The organism is Citrobacter sp. Igbk 16 (assembly GCF_028069755.1).
Classification (GTDB): Bacteria; Pseudomonadota; Gammaproteobacteria; order Enterobacterales; family Enterobacteriaceae; genus Citrobacter.
The window spans coordinates 138,484-157,859 of sequence record NZ_JANEWJ010000003.1 but is presented as its reverse complement, the minus strand read 5'-3'; the positions used below and the strand labels follow the sequence as shown (position 1 = coordinate 157,859).

Annotated in this window: 19 protein-coding genes; 16 read left to right on the top strand and 3 right to left on the bottom strand. The window is 53.9% G+C overall.

From position 1 onward, the window contains the following. Window positions 1-22 precede the first annotated feature (22 nt). Entirely contained in the window at window positions 23-352 is a 330-nt protein-coding gene (gene hdeB / locus NNO03_RS03750; RefSeq protein WP_005122660.1) for an acid-activated periplasmic chaperone HdeB, read from the bottom strand. Window positions 353-751: 399 nt separating this feature from the next. On the opposite strand from hdeB, the gene NNO03_RS03745 reads away from it, so the two are divergent. Genes NNO03_RS03745 through NNO03_RS03715 form a run of 7 tightly spaced genes read left to right on the top strand, consistent with a single transcriptional unit; the run spans window position 752 to window position 7,669 of the window. Continuing rightward, window positions 752-1,618: a MurR/RpiR family transcriptional regulator gene (locus NNO03_RS03745; RefSeq protein ID WP_271448851.1), complete on the top strand. Its 867-nt coding sequence runs from the start codon at window positions 752-754 to the stop codon at window positions 1,616-1,618. 14 nt (window positions 1,619-1,632) lie between these two features. Continuing rightward, the gene (ddpX, locus tag NNO03_RS03740; protein WP_271442384.1) at window positions 1,633-2,220 is read left to right on the top strand and encodes a D-alanyl-D-alanine dipeptidase; all 588 of its coding nucleotides are present in this window, start codon (window positions 1,633-1,635) and stop codon (window positions 2,218-2,220) included. A 15-nt stretch (window positions 2,221-2,235) separates the two neighbouring features. Then, window positions 2,236-3,798, top strand: coding sequence for an ABC transporter substrate-binding protein (locus tag NNO03_RS03735; RefSeq protein WP_271448850.1), 1,563 nt, complete (start codon window positions 2,236-2,238; stop codon window positions 3,796-3,798). 44 nt (window positions 3,799-3,842) lie between these two features. Further along, window positions 3,843-4,865, top strand: a complete 1,023-nt coding sequence (locus tag NNO03_RS03730; protein WP_137383060.1) for an ABC transporter permease — start codon at window positions 3,843-3,845, stop codon at window positions 4,863-4,865. After that, entirely contained in the window at window positions 4,862-5,758 is an 897-nt protein-coding gene (gene ddpC, locus NNO03_RS03725) for a D,D-dipeptide ABC transporter permease (protein ID WP_271448849.1), read from the top strand. The genes NNO03_RS03730 and ddpC overlap by 4 nt, the downstream gene beginning before the upstream one ends. Continuing rightward, window positions 5,755-6,741, top strand: a complete 987-nt coding sequence (locus tag NNO03_RS03720) for an ABC transporter ATP-binding protein (protein WP_271442381.1) — start codon at window positions 5,755-5,757, stop codon at window positions 6,739-6,741. Before ddpC ends, NNO03_RS03720 begins: the two co-directional genes overlap by 4 nt. Next, window positions 6,734-7,669, top strand: a complete 936-nt coding sequence (locus tag NNO03_RS03715) for an ABC transporter ATP-binding protein (RefSeq protein ID WP_271448848.1) — start codon at window positions 6,734-6,736, stop codon at window positions 7,667-7,669. Before NNO03_RS03720 ends, NNO03_RS03715 begins: the two co-directional genes overlap by 8 nt. A gap of 10 nt (window positions 7,670-7,679) precedes the next feature. Here NNO03_RS03715 and NNO03_RS03710 read toward each other — a convergent pair whose 3' ends face one another. Continuing rightward, window positions 7,680-8,570: a LysR family transcriptional regulator gene (locus NNO03_RS03710; RefSeq protein ID WP_061067901.1), complete on the bottom strand. Its 891-nt coding sequence runs from the start codon at window positions 8,568-8,570 to the stop codon at window positions 7,680-7,682. Between the two features lie 142 nt (window positions 8,571-8,712). On the opposite strand from NNO03_RS03710, the gene NNO03_RS03705 reads away from it, so the two are divergent. The 6 genes from NNO03_RS03705 to NNO03_RS03680 are packed head-to-tail and all read left to right on the top strand — an operon-like array spanning window position 8,713 to window position 14,422. After that, window positions 8,713-9,420, top strand: a complete 708-nt coding sequence (locus NNO03_RS03705; RefSeq protein ID WP_048211658.1) for a CoA transferase subunit A — start codon at window positions 8,713-8,715, stop codon at window positions 9,418-9,420. 2 nt (window positions 9,421-9,422) lie between these two features. Next, window positions 9,423-10,079, top strand: a complete 657-nt coding sequence (locus tag NNO03_RS03700) for a CoA transferase subunit B (protein ID WP_137383055.1) — start codon at window positions 9,423-9,425, stop codon at window positions 10,077-10,079. 10 nt (window positions 10,080-10,089) lie between these two features. Further along, window positions 10,090-11,295: an acetyl-CoA C-acetyltransferase gene (locus NNO03_RS03695; RefSeq protein WP_271448847.1), complete on the top strand. Its 1,206-nt coding sequence runs from the start codon at window positions 10,090-10,092 to the stop codon at window positions 11,293-11,295. Beyond that, the gene (locus tag NNO03_RS03690) at window positions 11,285-12,208 is read left to right on the top strand and encodes a 3-hydroxyacyl-CoA dehydrogenase family protein (RefSeq protein ID WP_271448846.1); all 924 of its coding nucleotides are present in this window, start codon (window positions 11,285-11,287) and stop codon (window positions 12,206-12,208) included. Before NNO03_RS03695 ends, NNO03_RS03690 begins: the two co-directional genes overlap by 11 nt. Window positions 12,209-12,245: 37 nt before the next feature. Then, window positions 12,246-13,640, top strand: coding sequence for a GntP family permease (locus tag NNO03_RS03685; protein WP_271448845.1), 1,395 nt, complete (start codon window positions 12,246-12,248; stop codon window positions 13,638-13,640). Between the two features lie 11 nt (window positions 13,641-13,651). Further along, window positions 13,652-14,422 (top strand): 3-hydroxybutyrate dehydrogenase, encoded by a 771-nt coding sequence (locus NNO03_RS03680; RefSeq protein WP_271448844.1) that lies wholly within the window; start codon window positions 13,652-13,654, stop codon window positions 14,420-14,422. Window positions 14,423-14,506: 84 nt separating this feature from the next. Here the strand turns inward: NNO03_RS03680 and NNO03_RS03675 are convergent, their stop codons facing one another. After that, complete coding sequence (locus tag NNO03_RS03675; protein WP_005126807.1) at window positions 14,507-14,938, bottom strand: OsmC family protein; 432 nt, start codon at window positions 14,936-14,938, stop codon at window positions 14,507-14,509. A 228-nt stretch (window positions 14,939-15,166) separates the two neighbouring features. Here NNO03_RS03675 and sra point away from each other — a divergent pair, with 228 nt between their 5' ends. The 3 genes from sra (at window position 15,167) to NNO03_RS03660 (ending at window position 19,210) form a co-directional block, all read left to right on the top strand. Beyond that, a complete protein-coding gene (sra, locus tag NNO03_RS03670; protein WP_005126806.1) occupies window positions 15,167-15,307 on the top strand; it encodes a stationary-phase-induced ribosome-associated protein in 141 nt (46 codons plus the stop codon). 179 nt (window positions 15,308-15,486) lie between these two features. Continuing rightward, window positions 15,487-17,184: a malate dehydrogenase gene (maeA, locus tag NNO03_RS03665; RefSeq protein WP_271442375.1), complete on the top strand. Its 1,698-nt coding sequence runs from the start codon at window positions 15,487-15,489 to the stop codon at window positions 17,182-17,184. A 310-nt stretch (window positions 17,185-17,494) separates the two neighbouring features. Beyond that, window positions 17,495-19,210, top strand: coding sequence for an ABC-F family ATP-binding cassette domain-containing protein (locus NNO03_RS03660; protein WP_271448843.1), 1,716 nt, complete (start codon window positions 17,495-17,497; stop codon window positions 19,208-19,210). Window positions 19,211-19,376 lie beyond the last annotated feature (166 nt).

The window sequence follows — 19,376 nt, the reverse complement described above, 5'->3', positions numbered from 1 at the left end:
GGGTTTTAATACATGCTTAATCTTATTTAGATAATTCTTTTTTGATTTCTTCTTTTATTTTGCTTAATTCACTTTGCGGATGTTTTTTGCAAAGTTCAACGGTCAGAGGCACAGCTGTAGTGATGGTTTCGTTATAGTCTACGAAGTCACCGCCTTTGAAGTCTTCGTCTTCATTCAGCACCCAGAAAGCAACCGGAGCCATAGTTTGCGGGTTCAAATCAATAAACTCCTGGCAGCTCATGCCTTTCGGAGTGACTTCAGTTTTAGCGTTATCAGTTGCTGCATTGACGCTTACACTGGTTAACAGCGCTGCGACCAGGATGCCTGCTGTAGAAAGGGAGAATTTATTCATTGTAGTACTCCATTTATAATCCAGATAATATCTACACTTGCGCTTTAAACCGTTAATGTAGTTCGCAAAAAATAATACTCCCACCGTCAGAAGAATAAAGATTACGGTCATCGATATGGCTGAAATTTATATTTCACATTACTGATTCTGATGTCTGATAAGAAATGTTGCACACAATGTGATCGTTACGACGAAATCAGCAGATTCATCCCTCACTTACCCTACCGTTGCACCAAAACTGAACTACGCTGCACAAATGTTGATCATTAGTTAATGAAAATTGATATTTTTTAACAAGAAGCCCCGACGCAGCGCTGTCGCTGACCTGGCACGCGTCCTGCATTGTTAATCCGGTAACAGTGAAGCGGTATCTGACAAACAACTAACAGCGAGATGGTAATGACATCAAAACCTGAGTTATTTGCCCGCATAGAACAGACCTTTAGCCAGCTAACGCCCAGCGAAAAGCGCGTTGCCGGTTGGTTGTTAGCGCACGCTGCACAGATCCCTTTTGAAACGGCAGACGGCATCGCAAAAGCAGCAGGAACCAGTGGCATTACCGTCGGGCGTTACCTGCGTAAACTCGGGTTTCGTAACCTGGAAGATGCGAAAGCCAGCCTGCGTGAAATACCCGCTATTCCCTATCAGCCCTGGGGAATGAACGAGCGCCTGGACTCCTGGCACCAGCAGCAAAATCTACCTGATCGCGCACAACAATCGCTGCTGCTGGAAATTGACGCTATCACCCACGTCTATCAACTGGCACAAAGCGAAACATTTTTACGTATTGCGCAGCAATTAGCGCAGGCCGAAGCTGTTTATATTCTTGGGATCCAGTCCACCCGCGGGATCGCCAACGCCTTTTTTAGCCATCTGGAATATCTGCGACCGAAAGTGAGTTACTCCGAAGGACTTTCCGGTAGCTGGGTTGAGTCGCTGAACTCGGGATTTAATCAACCTTATGTCGTGATCACCGATACGCGCGCTTACTCGGCAACATCCCGACAATATTGCCGCATTGCCAGTGAGCGTGGCATTCCTCTCGCGTTAATCACGGATGTATGGTGCCCCTGGGCCAGAGACTATGCCATTGATTTACTTCAGGTGAAAACGGACACCGGGCACTTCTGGGATTCGCTTGCTCCGGTGAGTTGTCTGTTCAACTTATTACTCTCCGCGGTGGTCGCGCAACTGGGCGACGCCCTCGCGGGACGCCTGCAAACCAATCGCCAGTTACAACAACAATTTGGTCAATTCGAACAATAAACAGGAAACGTGCTATGTCAGATACCCCACAACTGGTCGATTTGTCGGTGATATTCCCGTCACTGCATATCGATCTGAAATACGCTACAGCCGATAACATTACCGGCGCGCCTATCTACCAGGAAGCGCGCTGTCTGCTGCATTCCGAGGCCGTCACTGCGCTGGCCAAAAGCATCAGCATCGCGCAGCTGGCGGGTTTGTCATTGGTGGTGTATGACGCGTACCGCCCACAGCAGGCGCAGGCGATACTGTGGAATGCCTGTCCGGATCCGCAGTATGTGGTGGATGTGGCGATCGGTTCGAATCACAGCCGGGGTACGGCCATTGACGTCACGCTGATGGACACTCGCGGTAATGTGCTCGATATGGGGGCCGGTTTTGATGAAATGCATGACCGTTCCCATGCCTGGCACCCTTCAGTTCCTCCGGCTGCGCAGCGTAATCGACTGCTGCTCAATGCCATCATGTTCGGCGGCGGTTTTGTCGGCATCAACAGCGAGTGGTGGCATTTCGAACTGCCGAATGCCGCGCGTTACCCGCTGCTTGACGATCAAATAGCTTGTTACACTGTCACGTCTATAACAACACAACATCCCCTTTAATTCTGGAGCCTGGTTATGAAGACTACACCTGCGTTAACCTCGTTTTTTCGCCCCGCTCTGTTAGCCGTTGCGCTGGCGGTCGCTTTGCCTGCCGCGCAGGCCGCCGTCCCAAAAGACATGCTGGTTATCGGTAAAGCCGCCGATCCACAAACGCTCGACCCTGCTGTAACAATCGATAACAACGACTGGACGGTGACTTATCCTTCATATCAACGTTTGGTGCAGTACAAAACTGAGGGCGGCAAAGGCTCCACGGAAGTTGAAGGTGATTTGGCCAGCGGCTGGAAAGCGTCTGATGACCAAAAAGAATGGACCTTTACCCTGAAAAGCGATGCTAAATTCGCCGACGGCACGCCAGTGACCGCTGATGCAGTAAAACAATCTTTTGAGCGCCTGCTCAAGATCGGTCAAGGGCCGGCTGAGGCATTTCCGAAAGATCTGAAAGTTGATGCCATCGACAACAACACGGTGAAATTTACCCTTAGCCAACCATTCGCGCCGTTCTTATATACGCTGGCCAATGACGGTGCCTCAATTATCAACCCGGCGATCTTAAAAGAGCATGCCGCGGATGATGCTCGTGGATTCCTGGCACAAAATACGGCTGGGTCTGGTCCCTTTATGTTGAAGAGCTGGCAAAAAGGACAACAACTGGTACTGGTACCCAACCCTCATTATTCCGGTCCTAAACCCACGTTTAAACGCGTTTCGGTCAAAATCATCGGAGAAAGCGCTTCCCGTCGTTTGCAACTGTCTCGTGGAGATATTGATATCGCCGATGCACTCCCTGTTGACCAGCTTGCTGCCCTCAAACAGGAAGGTAAAGTCAACGTGGCGGATTACCCATCATTGCGTGTGACCTATTTATACCTGAACAACAGCAAGGCGCCGCTCAATCAGGTGGATTTGCGCCGCGCCATCTCATGGGCCACGGATTATAAGGGGATGGTGAAAGGGATCCTGAGCGGTAACGGCAAGCAGATGCGTGGTCCTATTCCTGAGGGAATGTGGGGTTTTGATGACAAAGCCATGCAGTACAGCTTTGATGAAACGAAAGCAAAAGAAGCATTAGGCAACGTTGCCAACAAACCCGAAACCCTGAGCTTCCTGTATTCCGATAACGATCCGAACTGGGAGCCGATTGCTCTCTCCACTCAGGCCAGCCTCGGCAAGTTAGGCATTAAGGTGAAACTGGAAAAACTGGCAAATGCCACCATGCGCGACCGCGTCGGTAAAGGTGACTATGACATTGCCATCGGTAACTGGAGCCCGGACTTTGCTGACCCGTACATGTTCATGAACTACTGGTTCGAGTCGGATAAGAAAGGCTTGCCGGGTAACCGTTCATTCTATGAAAACAGTGAGGTCGATAAGTTGCTGCGCAGCGCGCTGGCCACTACCGACCAGGTTGCCAGAACCAATGATTACCAGCAGGCGCAAACCATCGTCATTGATGAAGCAGCTTACGTCTATTTATTCCAGAAAAACTACCAGTTGGCGATGAATAAAGACGTCAAAGGTTTTGTCTTCAACCCCATGCTGGAACAGGTCTTCAACATCGCCACCATGAGTAAATAAGCCACGTTAATGCGGAGCCGATTTGGCTCCGCAAGGGGAAGCCAATGACGTTCTGGAGCATTTTACGCCAGCGATGCTGGGGACTTATCCTGGTGGTTGCCGGTGTCTGTGTAATCACTTTTATTATTTCGCACCTGATCCCGGGCGACCCCGCACGGCTGCTGGCCGGCGATCGCGCCAGCGATGAAATTGTCGAAAATATTCGCCAACAGCTGGGACTGAATCAGCCGCTGTATATTCAGTTTTTCCGTTATGTCAGCGATATTTTTCAGGGTGATTTAGGCACCTCCATTCGCACCGGCCGGCCGGTACTGGATGAATTGCGCGTGTTCTTCCCTGCCACGCTTGAATTGGCCTTCTGCTCTCTGCTGCTGGCGCTGATCATCGGTATCCCGTTGGGTATTCTGTCTGCTGTCTGGCGCAACCGTTGGCTCGACCATCTTGTCCGCCTGATGGCTATTACCGGTATTTCGACCCCGGCATTCTGGTTGGGCCTCGGCGTTATCGTGCTGTTTTATGGCCATTTGCAGATTTTACCCGGCGGCGGACGGCTTGATGACTGGCTCGATCCCCCCACGCACGTCACCGGTTTCTATCTGGTTGATGCGCTGCTGGAAGGCAACGCTGAGGTCTTTTTCAATGCGCTGCAGCACCTGATCCTGCCGTCGCTGACGCTGGCCTTTGTGCACTTAGGGATCGTTGCCCGACAGATTCGTTCCGCCATGCTGGAACAACTGAGCGAAGATTATATCCGCACCGCGCGGGCCAGTGGTTTACCGGGTTGGTATATCATTTTGTGTTATGCGTTGCCGAATGCGTTGATTCCGTCGATAACCGTGCTGGGTCTGGCCCTGGGCGATCTGCTCTATGGTGCAGTACTGACCGAAACGGTCTTTGCCTGGCCGGGCATGGGTGCCTGGGTTGTGACCTCCATTCAGGCACTCGATTTCCCGGCAGTCATGGGATTTGCCGTGGTGGTCTCTTTTGCGTATGTGCTGGTCAACCTGGTGGTGGATCTCCTTTACCTGTGGATTGACCCGCGAATCGGACGTGGAGGTGCACAGTGATGCTCACACAAGAAACACCCGCCCCATCACCAGCGACCCGCCGCCGTGTTGACTGGGCAAAGCTATTCTGGATGATGAAGCGCAGTCCGCTGACGCTGATTGGCGGCGTCATTATTGTACTGATGCTATTGTTAATGGTGCTCTCTCCGTGGATCACCCCTTACGATCCTAACGCCATTGATCTGACCGCACGCCTGTTGCCACCGTCGTCCATCCACTGGTTTGGCACCGATGAAGTGGGTCGTGATCTGTTCAGCCGCGTCCTGGTCGGAAGTCAGCAGTCAATTGTCGCCGGTCTGGTGGTGGTTGGTATCGCTGGTGGGCTGGGCTCGCTGTTGGGATGCCTGTCTGGCGTGATGGGCGGACGTGCCGATGCGATCATCATGCGTATGATGGATGTTATGCTGTCCATTCCTTCGCTGGTACTGACAATGGCACTGGCCGCCGCATTAGGGCCAAGTCTGTTCAACGCCATGCTGGCGATTGCGATTGTACGCATTCCTTTCTATGTCCGCCTCGCGCGCGGTCAAACGTTGGTCGTTCGTCAGTTTACTTATGTACAGGCCGCGCGAACCTATGGTGCATCCCGCTGGCATCTGATCAGCTGGCATATTTTACGCAATTCACTTCCCCCGCTGATTGTGCAGGCATCACTGGACATTGGCAGTGCGATCCTGATGGCCGCCACGCTCGGATTTATTGGGCTCGGCGCTCAACAACCCAGCGCTGAATGGGGCGCAATGGTGGCGATTGGTAGAAACTACGTACTTGATCAGTGGTGGTATTGTGCATTTCCTGGTGCCGCCATTCTGATTACCGCCGTGGGCTTTAATCTCTTTGGTGATGGTATTCGCGATCTGCTGGATCCGAAAGCCGGAGGAAAACAGTCATGACACAACCAGTCCTGGAGATCGAGAATTTGCACCTGAGCTTCCCCGGTTATAAAGCGGATGTGCATGCGCTGAATCATGTGTCGCTGCATATCAACCGGGGGGAAATTGTCGGCGTGGTCGGTGAGTCTGGCTCAGGGAAATCCGTCACGGCCATGCTCGCCATGCGTCTGTTACCCGAAGGAAGCTATCGCATCCATCAGGGGCGCGTTACGCTACTGGGTGAAGATGTTTTAACTGCCAGCGAAAAACAAATGCGCCAGTGGCGCGGCCAACGCGTGGCGATGATTTTCCAGGAGCCGATGACGGCGTTGAATCCAACACGACGAATCGGCCAACAAATGGTGGAGGTCATCCGTCACCATCAGGCATTGAGCCGCACGGATGCCCGGCAGAAAGCCATCGCTTTACTGGAAGAAATGCAAATCCCGGATGCCCCGGAAGTGATGTCCCGCTTCCCGTTTGAGCTTTCTGGGGGGATGCGTCAGCGCGTGATGATTGCGCTCGCGTTCTCCTGCGAGCCAGACCTGATCATTGCCGATGAACCCACTACCGCGCTGGATGTCACGGTACAGCTTCAGGTACTGCGATTACTGAAGCTTAAAGCACGGGCCAGCGGTACCGCCGTGTTGTTTATCAGCCATGATATGGCCGTCGTCTCGCAATTGTGTGACCGGTTATACGTTATGTATGCCGGGAGCGTGATTGAAAGTGGTCCAACACAAACCGTTATTCAGCACCCCACACATCCCTACTCTATTGGTCTCCTGAAATGTGCGCCTGAGCACGGTGAACCGCGTGCTTTGCTCCCCGCGATTCCGGGTACCGTACCGAATTTAACCTGTTTACCTGTCGGATGCGCATTCCGCGAGCGCTGCTTTGCCGCGGGGCCTCGCTGTGAAGAAACACCTGATTTATGCAGCCAGGGCGGTGCGGATCAACAATCCGCCTGCTGGTACCCACAACTGGAGACGACACATGTCTGATATTTTACTGGACCTGCAGGATGTTCATATCAACTTCCCCGCGCGAAAAAACTGGCTCGGCAAAGTAACAGAGCGGGTGCATGCACTCAACGGTCTGGATTTACAAATCCGCCAGGGGGAAACGCTGGGGATTGTTGGTGAATCCGGTTGCGGTAAAAGTACGCTGGCACAACTGCTGATGGGGATGATCAAACCGAGCCAGGGGTACTATTCTTGCAGCGGGGGCAACAATGGTATGCAGATGGTCTTTCAGGACCCGCTTTCATCCCTGGACCCGCGCTTGCCGGTATGGCGAATAATCACTGAGCCGGTATGGATCCAAAAGCGTAGCGCTGAACGCGAGCGCCGCGCCCTGGCCGAGGATTTGGCTCGACAGGTAGGGATTCGTCCGGAATATCTCGATCGCCTGCCGCATGCCTTTTCCGGCGGGCAGCGCCAGCGTATTGCCATCGCCCGCGCGCTGTCATCGGAGCCGGATGTAATCGTCCTTGATGAGCCGACGTCGGCACTGGATATTTCGGTACAGGCGCAAATCCTCAATCTGCTGGTTGCATTGCAGGCACGCCGGAATCTGACTTTTGTGCTGATATCGCATAACGTATCTGTCGTGCGGCATATGAGTGACCGTGTGGCGGTGATGTATCTTGGGCAAATTGTCGAACTGGGCGATGCGCAGCAGGTTCTCTCGCATCCGGCACATCCTTACACCCGTCTGTTGCTGGATTCGGTGCCTAAAACGGGTACGCCGCTGGCTGAAGATTTGGTCCTGCGTAAAACCGAACTCCCCGGCAACAGGACGCTACCGCAAGGCTGTTTTTTTCGCGACAGATGCCCGCTGGCAACCCACGGATGTGAAAAAAAACAGGCATTACTGAAAAATGAAGCCGGACGGGAAGTTCGCTGTTGGCAGGCCATTGATATCTGTTGACTGCGCATTTTCAGGCGAGATACGCCTTTTTCAGCGCGTCCACCAGCATTCCCGACGCGGTTGATAATTTATGGTGTGCCGAACGCAGCACCCCGATCCGCCGCTGGATCACGGGACCGTCAAGTTCTATACAGGTTGCGCCAAGTTCTGTCATTTGTGTTCGACACAGTGCGGGAACTGCGCTGCCGCCCAATCCGTTTGCCACCATACGGCCAACGGTCACCAGTTGATGGCTTTCCAGCGCCACGTCCAGCGTATGTCCGCTTTGCACCAGTTGTTCTTCCAGCATCAGGCGCACGGCAGATGGACGTTGCAGCGTAATAAAATCCAGCGTCAGCAATTCGCGCCACGCAATACGCTCTCGCCCCGCCAGCCTGGACGTTGGCGGGACGATCGCCACAAAACGATCGACACCGAGCGGTGTGAAGTGCAGTTGCCCTGAATAATCAGGCTCGAAGGCGATCCCCATCTCCACCCGCCCTTCACTCACCATTTCAATGACCTGTTCGTTTATGACATCGTGAACCGTCACGTTAATACCGGAATAGCAATCCCGAAAGGTTTTCAGTACCTGTGGCAAGACGTTTGCCGCAAACGAGGGCATGGCAGCAATGGAGATTTTACCGCGTTGTAACGTAAAGCGCTGACGCATCGCTTCTTCAGTATTTTCCCAGTCAGCAAGCAGTTGTCGCCCCATATTCAGCAACGTTTCGCCTTCCTGTGTCAGGGTGACTTTGCGCGTCGTGCGCAGCAGTAAGGCCCCACCCAGCGAGTCCTCAAGCCCTTTAATCGCCAGGCTTAACGCAGGCTGCGACATATTCAGTCGTTCACTGGCATGAGCAAAATTCAGAGTGTGAGCTACCGCTAAAAACGCGCGTAACTGTTTGATGCTCATTCCCATTTCGCATTCCTTTAACCTATTGAATACCTTTAATTAACATTAAATTGATAAAAAAACCCAATGAGTGAGTCACAAATTTAAAATTAACAAATCATTTTTCACCCCCAATGATGTCGACAAGGACAACTGGAGGGACAAGTGTATGGCTGGACTGGATAAACGTGTCGCCACGTATCAAGAGGCGCTGGCTGGGCTGACCGACAACATGACGCTGCTGGCAGGCGGTTTTGGTTTATGCGGCATTCCTGAAAACCTGATTGCCGAAGTACGCCGTCGGGAGGTTCAGGGATTGACTGTCGTCTCAAACAACTGCGGTGTGGATGGTTTTGGCCTCGGTGTGCTGCTCGAAACACGCCAGGTACGCAAAGTGGTGGCGTCCTATGTTGGCGAAAATGCGCTGTTTGAAAAGCAGGTATTGAGCGGTGAACTGGAAGCCATTCTGACCCCACAGGGCACGCTGGCTGAGCAGTTACGGGCCGGCGGCGCAGGGATCCCGGCGTTTTTCACCGCCACGGGATACGGTACCCCCGTCGCCGAAGGCAAAGAGGTACGTGAATTTGACGGCCGTCCTTACATCATGGAACAGGCGATTACGGGTGATTTTGCGCTGGTCAAAGGCTGGAAAGCCGACTGGTACGGCAACGTTATCTACCGCCACACTGCCCAGAACTTTAATCCGCTGATGGCCGCCGCCGGGCGCATTACCGTCGTGGAAGTTGAAGAAATTGTTCCTCCCGGTGAACTGGACCCTGCGGCGATTCATACCCCGGGAATTTTCGTAAACCGCATCATTCAGGGGCAGTTTGAAAAACGCATTGAACAACGCACCCTGCGCCAGAAAGGAGCCTGACCATGTTAACACGTGAACAAATGGCGATGCGTGTCGCCCGGGAACTGCGCGACGGTTATTACGTCAACCTCGGGATCGGTATTCCAACCTTAGTGGCCAACTATATCCCCGAGGGTATGGACGTGATGCTGCAGTCGGAGAACGGTCTGTTGGGGATGGGGCCGTTTCCGACCGAAGACGAACTGGATGCCGACATGATCAACGCCGGGAAACAGACCGTGACGGCACGTAAAGGCGCGGCAATTTTCGATTCAGCACAGTCTTTCGCCATGATCCGCGGTGGTCACGTTGACCTGACGGTGCTTGGCGCATTTGAGGTGGATACCAATGGCAACATTGCGTCGTGGATGATCCCCGGAAAGATGGTGAAAGGCATGGGCGGCGCAATGGACCTGGTGGCCGGGGCTGAAAACATCATTGTGGTGATGACGCATGCGTCCAAAAACGGTGAGTCCAAGCTGCTCCCCGCCTGCACCCTGCCATTAACCGGCGTGGCCTGCATTAAACGCGTGCTTACCGACCTGGCGCTACTGGAGATCGCCAACGGCGCATTCATCCTGCGCGAACGTGCGCCGGGCATCAGCGTCGAGGAGATTGTTGCCAGGACCGCTGGAAAACTGATCGTTCCCGACACCGTGCCCGAAATGCAATTCAACTGAGGATCTGACCATGCAGGATGTTGTTATTGTCGCGGCAACGCGCACACCCATTGGCAGTTTCCATGGGGCCCTGGCACCGCTCAGTGCCGTGGAGCTGGGGACGGTAGTGATCCGCTCTTTGTTGGAAAAAACCGCCGTCGCGCCGGAGCACATTGACGAGGTGATCCTGGGACAGGTTCTGACGGCGGGCAGCGGCCAGAATCCGGCCAGACAGACAGCATTACGGGCAGGTTTGCCGGTGACGGTCCCTGCGCTAACCATCAACCTGGTATGTGGTTCAGGCCTGAAAGCGGTGCAACAGGCGGTGCAGGCTATCCGCTGCGGTGATGCGGACATCGTCATTGCCGGAGGTCAGGAAAGCATGAGCAATGCGCCCTATTTTCTCGACGGCGCACGTTCGGGCCTGCGTTTGGGGCATGCCAGTCTGAAAGACAGCGTGGTACACGACGGACTGTGGGATGCGTTTAACGACTACCACATGGGCATTACTGCTGAAAATCTGGCAGATAAGTTTGTTATCAGCCGCGAACAACAGGATGCCTTTGCGCTGCAGTCTCAGCAGAAAGCCGCAGCGGCAATTGAATCCGGTCGATTCAACGCGGAAATCACGCTGGTCAGCGTTCCACAAGGGAAAAAACCACCACGTTTGGTTGAGCATGATGAACAGCCACGCCCGGATACTCAGGCTGAGAAACTGGCACAACTGAAACCGGCATTCCGCCCTGGTAATGGCACGGTTACCGCAGGGAATGCCTCATCAATCAACGATGGCGCGGCGGCGGTGATGCTGATGAGCGCCACCAAAGCCGCAACGCTCAACCTGCCGATACTCGCCCGGGTCGCGGGATACGCCGTTTCCGGTGTCGACCCGTCTATCATGGGTATTGGCCCGGTAGAAGCCTCGCTCCAGTGTCTGAAACGCGCCGGGTGGACACTCAATGACGTTGATCTGATCGAAGCTAACGAAGCATTTGCCGCACAGGCGCTGGCGGTGGGTGAAGCTCTGAACTGGGACAGCAACAGAGTTAACGTCAACGGCGGCGCGATTGCACTGGGTCATCCGATTGGCGCCTCTGGCTGCCGCATTCTGGTGACCCTGTTACATGAAATGGCACGCCGCAACGTCACCAAAGGACTGGCCACATTGTGCGTAGGGGGTGGTCAGGGTGTCGCACTGGCGGTAGAGCGTTCAACAGGAGAACAGCATGCAAAATAATCACTTTAGCGTCCTGGGCGCGGGTTTAATGGGCGTCGGCATTGCCACCCATTTTGCCCGTTTCGGCCATAATATCTGGCTATTTGATACCGATAGCGACCGGATAGCTGAAATTACCGCCGTTGCCGAGAGTATTCTCGATGAGCTGATCGCGACGGACCAGTTTCATGCAGAGGAAAAAAAATCGGTTCTCGCGCGACTACACGGTACGACCTCGCTGCAGGATATCGCCACCACGCAATTACTGATTGAAGCGATCCCGGAACGACTCGAGCTTAAGCACGCACTGTACGCACAACTGGAAGCATTAATCGCCCCAGATGCGGTGATTGCCAGTAATACCAGCGGCCTGCCGCCGGATGCGCTGGCAGAAAAACTCACCCACCCCGAACGGTTGCTGATCGCCCATTTCTGGCACCCACCCCACTTTATTCCGCTGGTTGAAATTGTGCCGGGCACGGCAACCAAACCTGAATATCTCAGCGAATTGCAACGTCTGTTGCTCTCTATGCAACTGGAAGCGGTGGTGCTCGATCGCGCCGCGCCGGGTTTTGTCGGCAACCGCTTGCAATTCGCACTGCTGCGTGAAGCGCTGCATATCGTCAAAAGCGGGATCGCCAGCGCGGAAGTGGTGGATCAGGTGATGCGCGCCTCCCTCGGACGTCGCTATGCCATGGTCGGCCCGCTGGAAGCGGCAGACATGACCGGACTGTCCACCGTGCAGGACATTTGCCGCCATCTGCTCCCAACACTCGCCACCGGCAGTGACATGATGTCACTTGTTGCTGACAAGGTTGCCAACGGCGACACCGGCTTGCGCAGTGGCCAGGGCTTTTATCGCTGGGATGATTCGCGCAAGGAATACATTCAGCAACGCCGTGAACATCAACTGCGCTTTGCCCTGAAGCCATAACGTCTCTTTCTGTACCCCACTATAATAATAAGGAGTCATGATGAGTGTATTAATCGCCCTGGCAGCGCTGGGCTTGCTGATGCTGGCAGCCTATCGCGGATACAGCGTTATCCTGTTTGCCCCCATCGCGGCATTAGGTGCTGTTCTGCTTACGGAACCGAGCGCCGTCGGCCCCGCCTTCACCGGCCTGTTTATGGAAAAAATGGTCGGTTTTGTAAAGCTTTACTTCCCGGTGTTCTTGCTGGGAGCGGTGTTTGGCAAGTTAATCGAGTTATCCGGTTTTTCCCGTTCAATCGTAGCGGCTGCCATTAATATTCTCGGGCGACGCCATGCAATCCCGGTCATTGTGCTGGTATGTGCGCTCCTGACCTACGGCGGCGTGTCATTGTTCGTGGTCGCCTTTGCGGTGTATCCGTTCGCGGCTGAACTGTTCCGCCAAAGTAATATCCCCAAACGTCTGATCCCGGCAACTGTCGCGCTGGGGGCATTCTCCTTTACGATGGATGCCCTGCCGGGTACGCCGCAGATCCAGAACATCATTCCAACCAGCTTCTTTGGGACTAACGCCTGGGCCGCGCCGTGGCTGGGGCTGATGGGTTCGCTATTTATTATCTTTGTTGGTCTGGTGTATCTCGAACGCCAGCGCCGGAAAGCGCAGGCTAAAAATGAGGGCTATGGCACTGAACTGTTAAATGAACCGGAAACACCGGATAACATTAATCTGCCAAACCCGATTATTGCTATTTCTCCGCTGATCCTGGTGGGGGTATTTAACCTGCTGTTTACCCGCTGGATCCCGCAGTGGTATGGCGCGACGCATCAATTGGAACTCCCGGGACTTGCCAAACCTATTACCACTGAAGTGGGAAAAATTACGGCTATTTGGGCCGTAGAAGCAGCATTGATATCGGGGATCCTGCTGGTGGTGCTATTCGGCTATCGCAATATCAAAGGTCGCCTGGCTGAAGGCAGCAGAACGGCGGTTGGCGGCGCTATCCTCGCGGCGATGAATACCGCATCAGAATACGGTTTTGGCGCGGTTATCGCCGCCCTGCCGGGATTCCTGGTGTTGTCAAAAGCACTGGCGGCCATTCCCGATCCGTTGCTCAATGAAGCGATCAGCATTACCACTCTGGCCGGGATCACCGGCTCGGCATCCGGCGGGATGAGTATTGCGCTTGCGGCAATGTCCGATACGTTTATTGCTGCCGCACATGCCGCCAATATTCCACTCGAAGTCTTCCACCGCGTCGCATCGATGGCGAGCGGCGGCATGGACACTCTGCCACATAACGGCGCGGTCATTACCCTGCTGGCGATTACTGGCCTCAGCCACCGTCAGGCGTACGGCGGGATTTTTGCCATCACCGTAATCAAAAGCCTGGCCGTGCTGTTTGTTATCGGCGTCTTCTACACCACAGGAATCGTTTAAGGAGAATCATCATGAACTTAACGGGTAAAACCGCTCTGGTTACCGGCTCGACCAGCGGTATCGGTTTAGGTATCGCTCAGGTACTGGCACAAGCAGGAGCCACCCTGATTCTTAACGGTTTCGGTGATGTGGAGGCCGCTAAAGACGCGGTTGCGCAGTACGGTAAAACCCCAGGTTTCCATGGTGCGGATCTGAGCGATGAAGCGCAAATTGCCGATATGATGCGTTACGCTGAAAGTGAGTTTGGCGGTGTGGATATTCTGGTTAACAACGCTGGGATCCAACATGTTTCACCAGTAGAAACGTTTCCGGTAGCCAAATGGAACGCGATTATCGCTATTAACCTCTCCTCCGTTTTTCACACCACGCGTCTGGCCCTGCCCGGGATGCGCAAGCGTAACTGGGGTCGCATTATTAATATCGCTTCGGTGCACGGGCTGGTCGCGTCAAAAGACAAATCGGCGTATGTCGCAGCCAAGCATGGCGTGGTGGGTTTAACCAAGACGATTGCGTTGGAAACCGCACAGACCGGTGTCACCTGTAATGCACTGTGCCCCGGCTGGGTGTTGACCCCGCTGGTCCAGCAGCAGATCGACAAGCGTATTGCTGAGGGTGCTGAGCCCACTGCGGCACGCGATGCCTTATTGGCAGAAAAGCAGCCGTCACGCGAATTTGTCACGCCGACACAGTTGGGTGAGCTGGCGCTATTTCTGTGCTCAGACGGCGCGGCGCAGGTGCGAGGCGTTGCGTGGAATATGGATGGCGGCTGGGTAGCGCAATAACATCATCTGGTGCCGGATAAGACCGACTTACATCCAGCACTGTCGTAGGCCGGATAAGACGCAGTCGCATCCGGCACGCCACGATTAAGACTTCAGCTGATAATCCAGCGTAATTTCCGCGTTCAGTACCTGCGACACCGGGCATCCGGCTTTCGCTTTCTGAATAATCCCGTCAAACGTAGCGGCGTCTATCCCCGGCACGCTCACCTGGCTGTGTAACGCCACTTTGGTGATCGCAAAACCGGCATCCACCTTATCCAGAGAAACATCGGCAGTCGTATCAATGGCATCGGGTGTAAAACCGGCTTCGCCCAACATCAACGACAGTGCCATCGAGAAGCAGGCAGCATGTGCTGCTCCAATCAACTCTTCAGGGTTAGTGCCTTTGACGCCTTCAAAACGCGTATTAAATCCATACGGTTGCTGGTTAAGTACGCCACTTTCGGTCGACACGGTACCTTTGCCCCGTTTAATGTCGCCTTCCCAGTGGGCCTGACCTTTCTTATGGATAGTCATTACCGCTCTCCTGTGTTGTCATTGGAGTAACAAGTATAGGCCTCATGGGAAAATGCATGACCCATAATGGAAAGTTCTGCATTTCCTGCTTAAGCATTGACCTTTCAGATAAAATGACCGACCATCCAGAGAGCCGTTAATTGACTCATCGGCTTTTTGTCAGGTTGTATTTCGTCCGTTCTTACGCGGGCTCGCCCTTGAAACCAGTAACAGGATTAAGGAGTTAGAATGAAATCGAACCGTCAGGCCCGTCATATTCTTGGACTGGACCACAAAATCTCCAATCAACGTAAAGTCGTGACCGAAGGCGACAAATCCAGCGTGGTCAACAATCCTACCGGAAGAAAACGCCGCGCTGACAGCAAGTAGTTTCCCGCACGACATACTGATTAACGAGATAAACACCATTGCAACCGCAGTGGTGTTTTTGCTTATAAAACCCCTTAACCCATTCACAATGCTTTATACTTCGCCCGTTTCCCTGGCAGACAGGCTACATACGATCATAAAGAGTGCCAGGGACGGTTATTCAAAAAAGAGTGAGTGACATGGAAAACGAAACTAAAAAACTGCGTTCCCTTTACATCCCTTACGCTGGCCCGGTACTGCTTGAGTTTCCCCTACTGAACAAAGGGAGTGCCTTCAGCATCGAAGAACGCCGTAACTTCAACCTGCTGGGGTTACTGCCGGAAGTTGTCGAGTCGATTGAAGAACAGGCTGAACGTGCCTGGATCCAATATCAGGGATTCAAAACAGAAATCGATAAACATATCTACCTGCGCAACATCCAGGACACCAACGAAACCCTGTTCTATCGACTGGTACATAATCATCTTGATGAGATGATGCCGGTTATCTACACCCCAACGGTGGGTGCGGCCTGTGAGCGTTTCTCCGAGATCTACCGTCGTGCACGCGGTGTGTTTATCTCGTATCAGAACCGTCACAACATGGACGATATTCTGCAAAACGTTCCGAACCACAATATCAAAGTCATCGTTGTCACCGACGGTGAACGCATCCTTGGTCTTGGCGATCAGGGTATCGGCGGCATGGGTATTCCGATCGGCAAGCTGTCTCTGTACACCGCCTGCGGTGGGATCAGTCCGGCGTACACGCTGCCCGTGGTGCTGGATGTGGGGACCAACAACCAGCAATTGCTCAACGATCCTCTGTATATGGGTTGGCGTAACCCGCGCATTACTGATGATGAATACTACGAATTCGTCGATGAGTTCATCCAGGCTGTGAAGCATCGCTGGCCGGACGTACTGCTGCAATTCGAAGACTTCGCGCAGAAAAACGCGATGCCGCTGTTAAACCGCTATCGCGACGAAATTTGCTCATTCAACGATGATATTCAGGGCACCGCGGCGGTCACTGTGGGCACGTTGATTGCAGCCAGCCGTGCGGCCGGCAGCCAGTTGAGCGAGCAGAACATTGTTTTCCTTGGGGCCGGTTCCGCAGGTTGCGGGATCGCCGAGCAGATCATCGCGCAAATCCAGCGTGAAGGATTGAGCGAAGAAGCCGCGCGTCAACGCGTGTTTATGGTCGACCGCTTTGGCCTGTTAACCGATAAAATGCCAAACCTGCTCTCCTTCCAGACTAAGCTGGTGCAAAAACGCGAGAACCTGCAACATTGGGATACGCAGGAAGATGTGCTGTCACTGCTTGATGTTGTTCGCAACGTCAAGCCAGACATCCTGATCGGCGTTTCCGGCCAGACGGGCCTGTTTACCGAAGAAATCATCCGTGAGATGCACAAGCACTGTCCGCGTCCGATCGTCATGCCGCTGTCAAACCCGACCTCGCGCGTAGAAGCGACGCCACAGGATATTATCGCGTGGACCGAGGGTAACGCGCTGGTCGCGACCGGTAGCCCGTTCTCTCCGGTAGTGTGGAAAGATAAGATCTACCCCATTGCCCAGTGTAACAACGCCTATATCTTCCCGGGTATCGGCCTTGGCGTTATTGCCTCAGGCGCAAAACGCATCACCGATGAGATGCTGATGTCAGCCAGTGAAACCCTGGCGCAGTATTCACCGCTGGTACTCAACGGCGAAGGGCTGGTGTTACCGGAGCTGAAAGATATTCAGACCGTATCTCGCGCCATTGCCTTTGCCGTCGGTAAAATGGCGCAGCAGCAAGGTGTGGCGGTGAAAACGTCCGCCGAAGCGCTGCAACAGGCAATCGACGACAATTTCTGGCAGGCAGAATATCGCGACTACCGTCGTACTTCTATTTGACGGTTTGCCCGGTGGCGATCCTGTCGCCGGGCGCTCAACACTTGCACAACGGTGTCAGTTGCGATTACACTTTCACCATCGATTAACATTCGGAAATATAAAAGGAGGATACTTATGCTGTACTGTGAACGTTTCATCGTTTCACATGCTTTTGGCGATCGCCAGTGCTCAAGCGTTATCGGTATCGTGCTGCGATAACTTCTGCTTGAGCGAAGCTAACTTCTAAATCCCCTTCTCTCGGGCTTACCGGGTTATCGTCAGCGATGTTTGACGAGGCGTTTTTACGCCTGTAACTCTTGAGTAAGCAACAATGAGCACATTACTAACCGCACAATCCTTACACGTTGATACGGCATTCGGCACCCTGTTCGACTCTCTCTCTTTTACCCTGAAAAAAGGCGACCGTATTGGGCTAATCGGCTACAACGGCTGCGGAAAAAGCACGCTGTTAAAACTGCTTGATGGCACAATCGCCCCCACCAGTGGAACCATTGCGCAAGCGAATCACTGCCACCTCGCCCGCGTGGAGCAGCACTTGCCGGACGATATACTGCCACTTACGTTGCAGGAGGCTGTACTTGCTCAGCTTCCCGAACATGAGCGCGCCAGCCAGCAGTGGCGCGTTGAAGCGTTGCTCGCCGAAATGGGCTTTACGCCGGAAAATTTGCATCTCACTGCGCAAACGCTGAGCGGTGGACAGCATACTCGCCTGCTGCTGGCGCGTGCGCTAATGCGAAACCCTGACCTGATGCTACTGGACGAACCTGGCAACCACCTGGATTTGCCGACATTGCTGTGGCTGGAGCAGTTCTTACAGAACTGGTCTGGCAGCTTCGTCGTGGTGTCCCATGATCCACAACTGCTTGATGCCGTCACGCAGGGAACATGGATCCTGCGCGATCGCACACTGCACGCTTTTGATCTTCCCTGCAGCGCCGCCCGTCAGGCGCTGGTTGAGAGAGATGCCAGCGATGCACTGCGCTATAAGGCGGAACAAAAGGAAATCGACCGCGTTACCGCCAGTGCCAAACGACTGGCAACCTGGGGGCGTGTCTACGACAACGAAGATTTGTCCCGCAAAGCGAAGCAGATGGAAAAGCAGGTGCAGCGCCTGAAGGATGTTCAGACGGAAGTGACCGCAGGAAGTCAGTGGACACTAACATTACAGGGTGATGCCCTGCGTGCCGATCGCCTGCTGGAAATGACAAACCTGGCTGTCGCGCCAGCGCCTGACGCCGCGACGTTATTTTCCATCGCCGGTATCAGGATAAAAAGTGGTGACCGGGTGGCAATTGTTGGGCGTAACGGCTGTGGGAAATCATCGCTGCTACGGCTTATCTGGCAGCAGTTTCAGTCGGAAATAACATCGCATTCACTGGTGTTGCACCCTCGCGTCACACTGGGGTATTACGATCAGACGTTACATCAGCTCGCAGATGACGACACGTTGTTTGATGCGCTCGAACCGTTTGCTCCGCAGCCTGATGTTCGCAAGATGGCGCTGATCAGTGCGGGGTTCCCGTGGGTTCGCCATCAGCAGCGGGTCAATACCTTAAGCGGTGGAGAGCGCTCGAGGCTACTGTTTGTCGGGCTTACGCTGGCGCGTTATAGCCTGCTAATGCTCGATGAACCGACCAACCATCTGGACATGGAAGGTAAAGAAGCGCTAGCGCAGACGCTACAAAGTTTCAGCGGCGGCGTGCTGCTGGTCAGCCATGACCGTCAGCTTATCAGCCAAAGCTGTAATCGGTTCTGGTTTATCGATAATGGCGAACTTAGCGAATGGCACGATCTGGACGCGATTAACGCTCGTATTCGGGAAACGTCTGAGGAGATGAGCGTTCCCAAAACGGTGGTCGAAGCGAGAGCCGAAATACGCGGTGACAGCGATAGATTGCTGGAACAACTCCTTGAGCTGGAGCAGCGTTTGGCCGACGATCTCGCCCGCAAGCCGAAACATCAAAAGCCGTTGTTGCAGGCGCAATGGCGTAAGGAGATTGAGCGTCTGAACTCACAACTGGAGTAATCTCTATTGCCGGATGGCGCAAGCCTGTCCGGCCTACATCAGCAAAATGCGCGTGTAGGCCTGCCATCCGGCGATTCTTGCGTGGCGCTTTCCAGATATGCCCCTTCTCCCTTTTCCTTTTTGTGCATTCGCCGCACAATTTTAAATATCGCAATCCTGGTGTTGC

What these genes read in the sequence shown, in the direction of transcription:
- NNO03_RS03680 (WP_271448844.1), top strand. Translation starts at nt 13,652, where the DNA reads ATGAACTTAACGGGTAAAACCGCTCTGGTTACCGGCTCGACCAGCGGT.
- NNO03_RS03715 (WP_271448848.1), top strand. Translation starts at nt 6,734, where the DNA reads ATGTCTGATATTTTACTGGACCTGCAGGATGTTCATATCAACTTCCCC.
- ddpX (WP_271442384.1), top strand. Translation starts at nt 1,633, where the DNA reads ATGTCAGATACCCCACAACTGGTCGATTTGTCGGTGATATTCCCGTCA.
- maeA (WP_271442375.1), top strand. Translation starts at nt 15,487, where the DNA reads ATGGAAAACGAAACTAAAAAACTGCGTTCCCTTTACATCCCTTACGCT.
- NNO03_RS03730 (WP_137383060.1), top strand. Translation starts at nt 3,843, where the DNA reads ATGACGTTCTGGAGCATTTTACGCCAGCGATGCTGGGGACTTATCCTG.
- NNO03_RS03695 (WP_271448847.1), top strand. Translation starts at nt 10,090, where the DNA reads ATGCAGGATGTTGTTATTGTCGCGGCAACGCGCACACCCATTGGCAGT.
- NNO03_RS03660 (WP_271448843.1), top strand. Translation starts at nt 17,495, where the DNA reads ATGAGCACATTACTAACCGCACAATCCTTACACGTTGATACGGCATTC.
- NNO03_RS03745 (WP_271448851.1), top strand. Translation starts at nt 752, where the DNA reads ATGACATCAAAACCTGAGTTATTTGCCCGCATAGAACAGACCTTTAGC.
- NNO03_RS03685 (WP_271448845.1), top strand. Translation starts at nt 12,246, where the DNA reads ATGATGAGTGTATTAATCGCCCTGGCAGCGCTGGGCTTGCTGATGCTG.
- NNO03_RS03710 (WP_061067901.1), bottom strand. Translation starts at nt 8,570, where the DNA reads ATGGGAATGAGCATCAAACAGTTACGCGCGTTTTTAGCGGTAGCTCAC.
- NNO03_RS03690 (WP_271448846.1), top strand. Translation starts at nt 11,285, where the DNA reads ATGCAAAATAATCACTTTAGCGTCCTGGGCGCGGGTTTAATGGGCGTC.
- hdeB (WP_005122660.1), bottom strand. Translation starts at nt 352, where the DNA reads ATGAATAAATTCTCCCTTTCTACAGCAGGCATCCTGGTCGCAGCGCTG.
- sra (WP_005126806.1), top strand. Translation starts at nt 15,167, where the DNA reads ATGAAATCGAACCGTCAGGCCCGTCATATTCTTGGACTGGACCACAAA.
- NNO03_RS03700 (WP_137383055.1), top strand. Translation starts at nt 9,423, where the DNA reads ATGTTAACACGTGAACAAATGGCGATGCGTGTCGCCCGGGAACTGCGC.
- NNO03_RS03675 (WP_005126807.1), bottom strand. Translation starts at nt 14,938, where the DNA reads ATGACTATCCATAAGAAAGGTCAGGCCCACTGGGAAGGCGACATTAAA.
- NNO03_RS03735 (WP_271448850.1), top strand. Translation starts at nt 2,236, where the DNA reads ATGAAGACTACACCTGCGTTAACCTCGTTTTTTCGCCCCGCTCTGTTA.
- NNO03_RS03705 (WP_048211658.1), top strand. Translation starts at nt 8,713, where the DNA reads ATGGCTGGACTGGATAAACGTGTCGCCACGTATCAAGAGGCGCTGGCT.
- NNO03_RS03720 (WP_271442381.1), top strand. Translation starts at nt 5,755, where the DNA reads ATGACACAACCAGTCCTGGAGATCGAGAATTTGCACCTGAGCTTCCCC.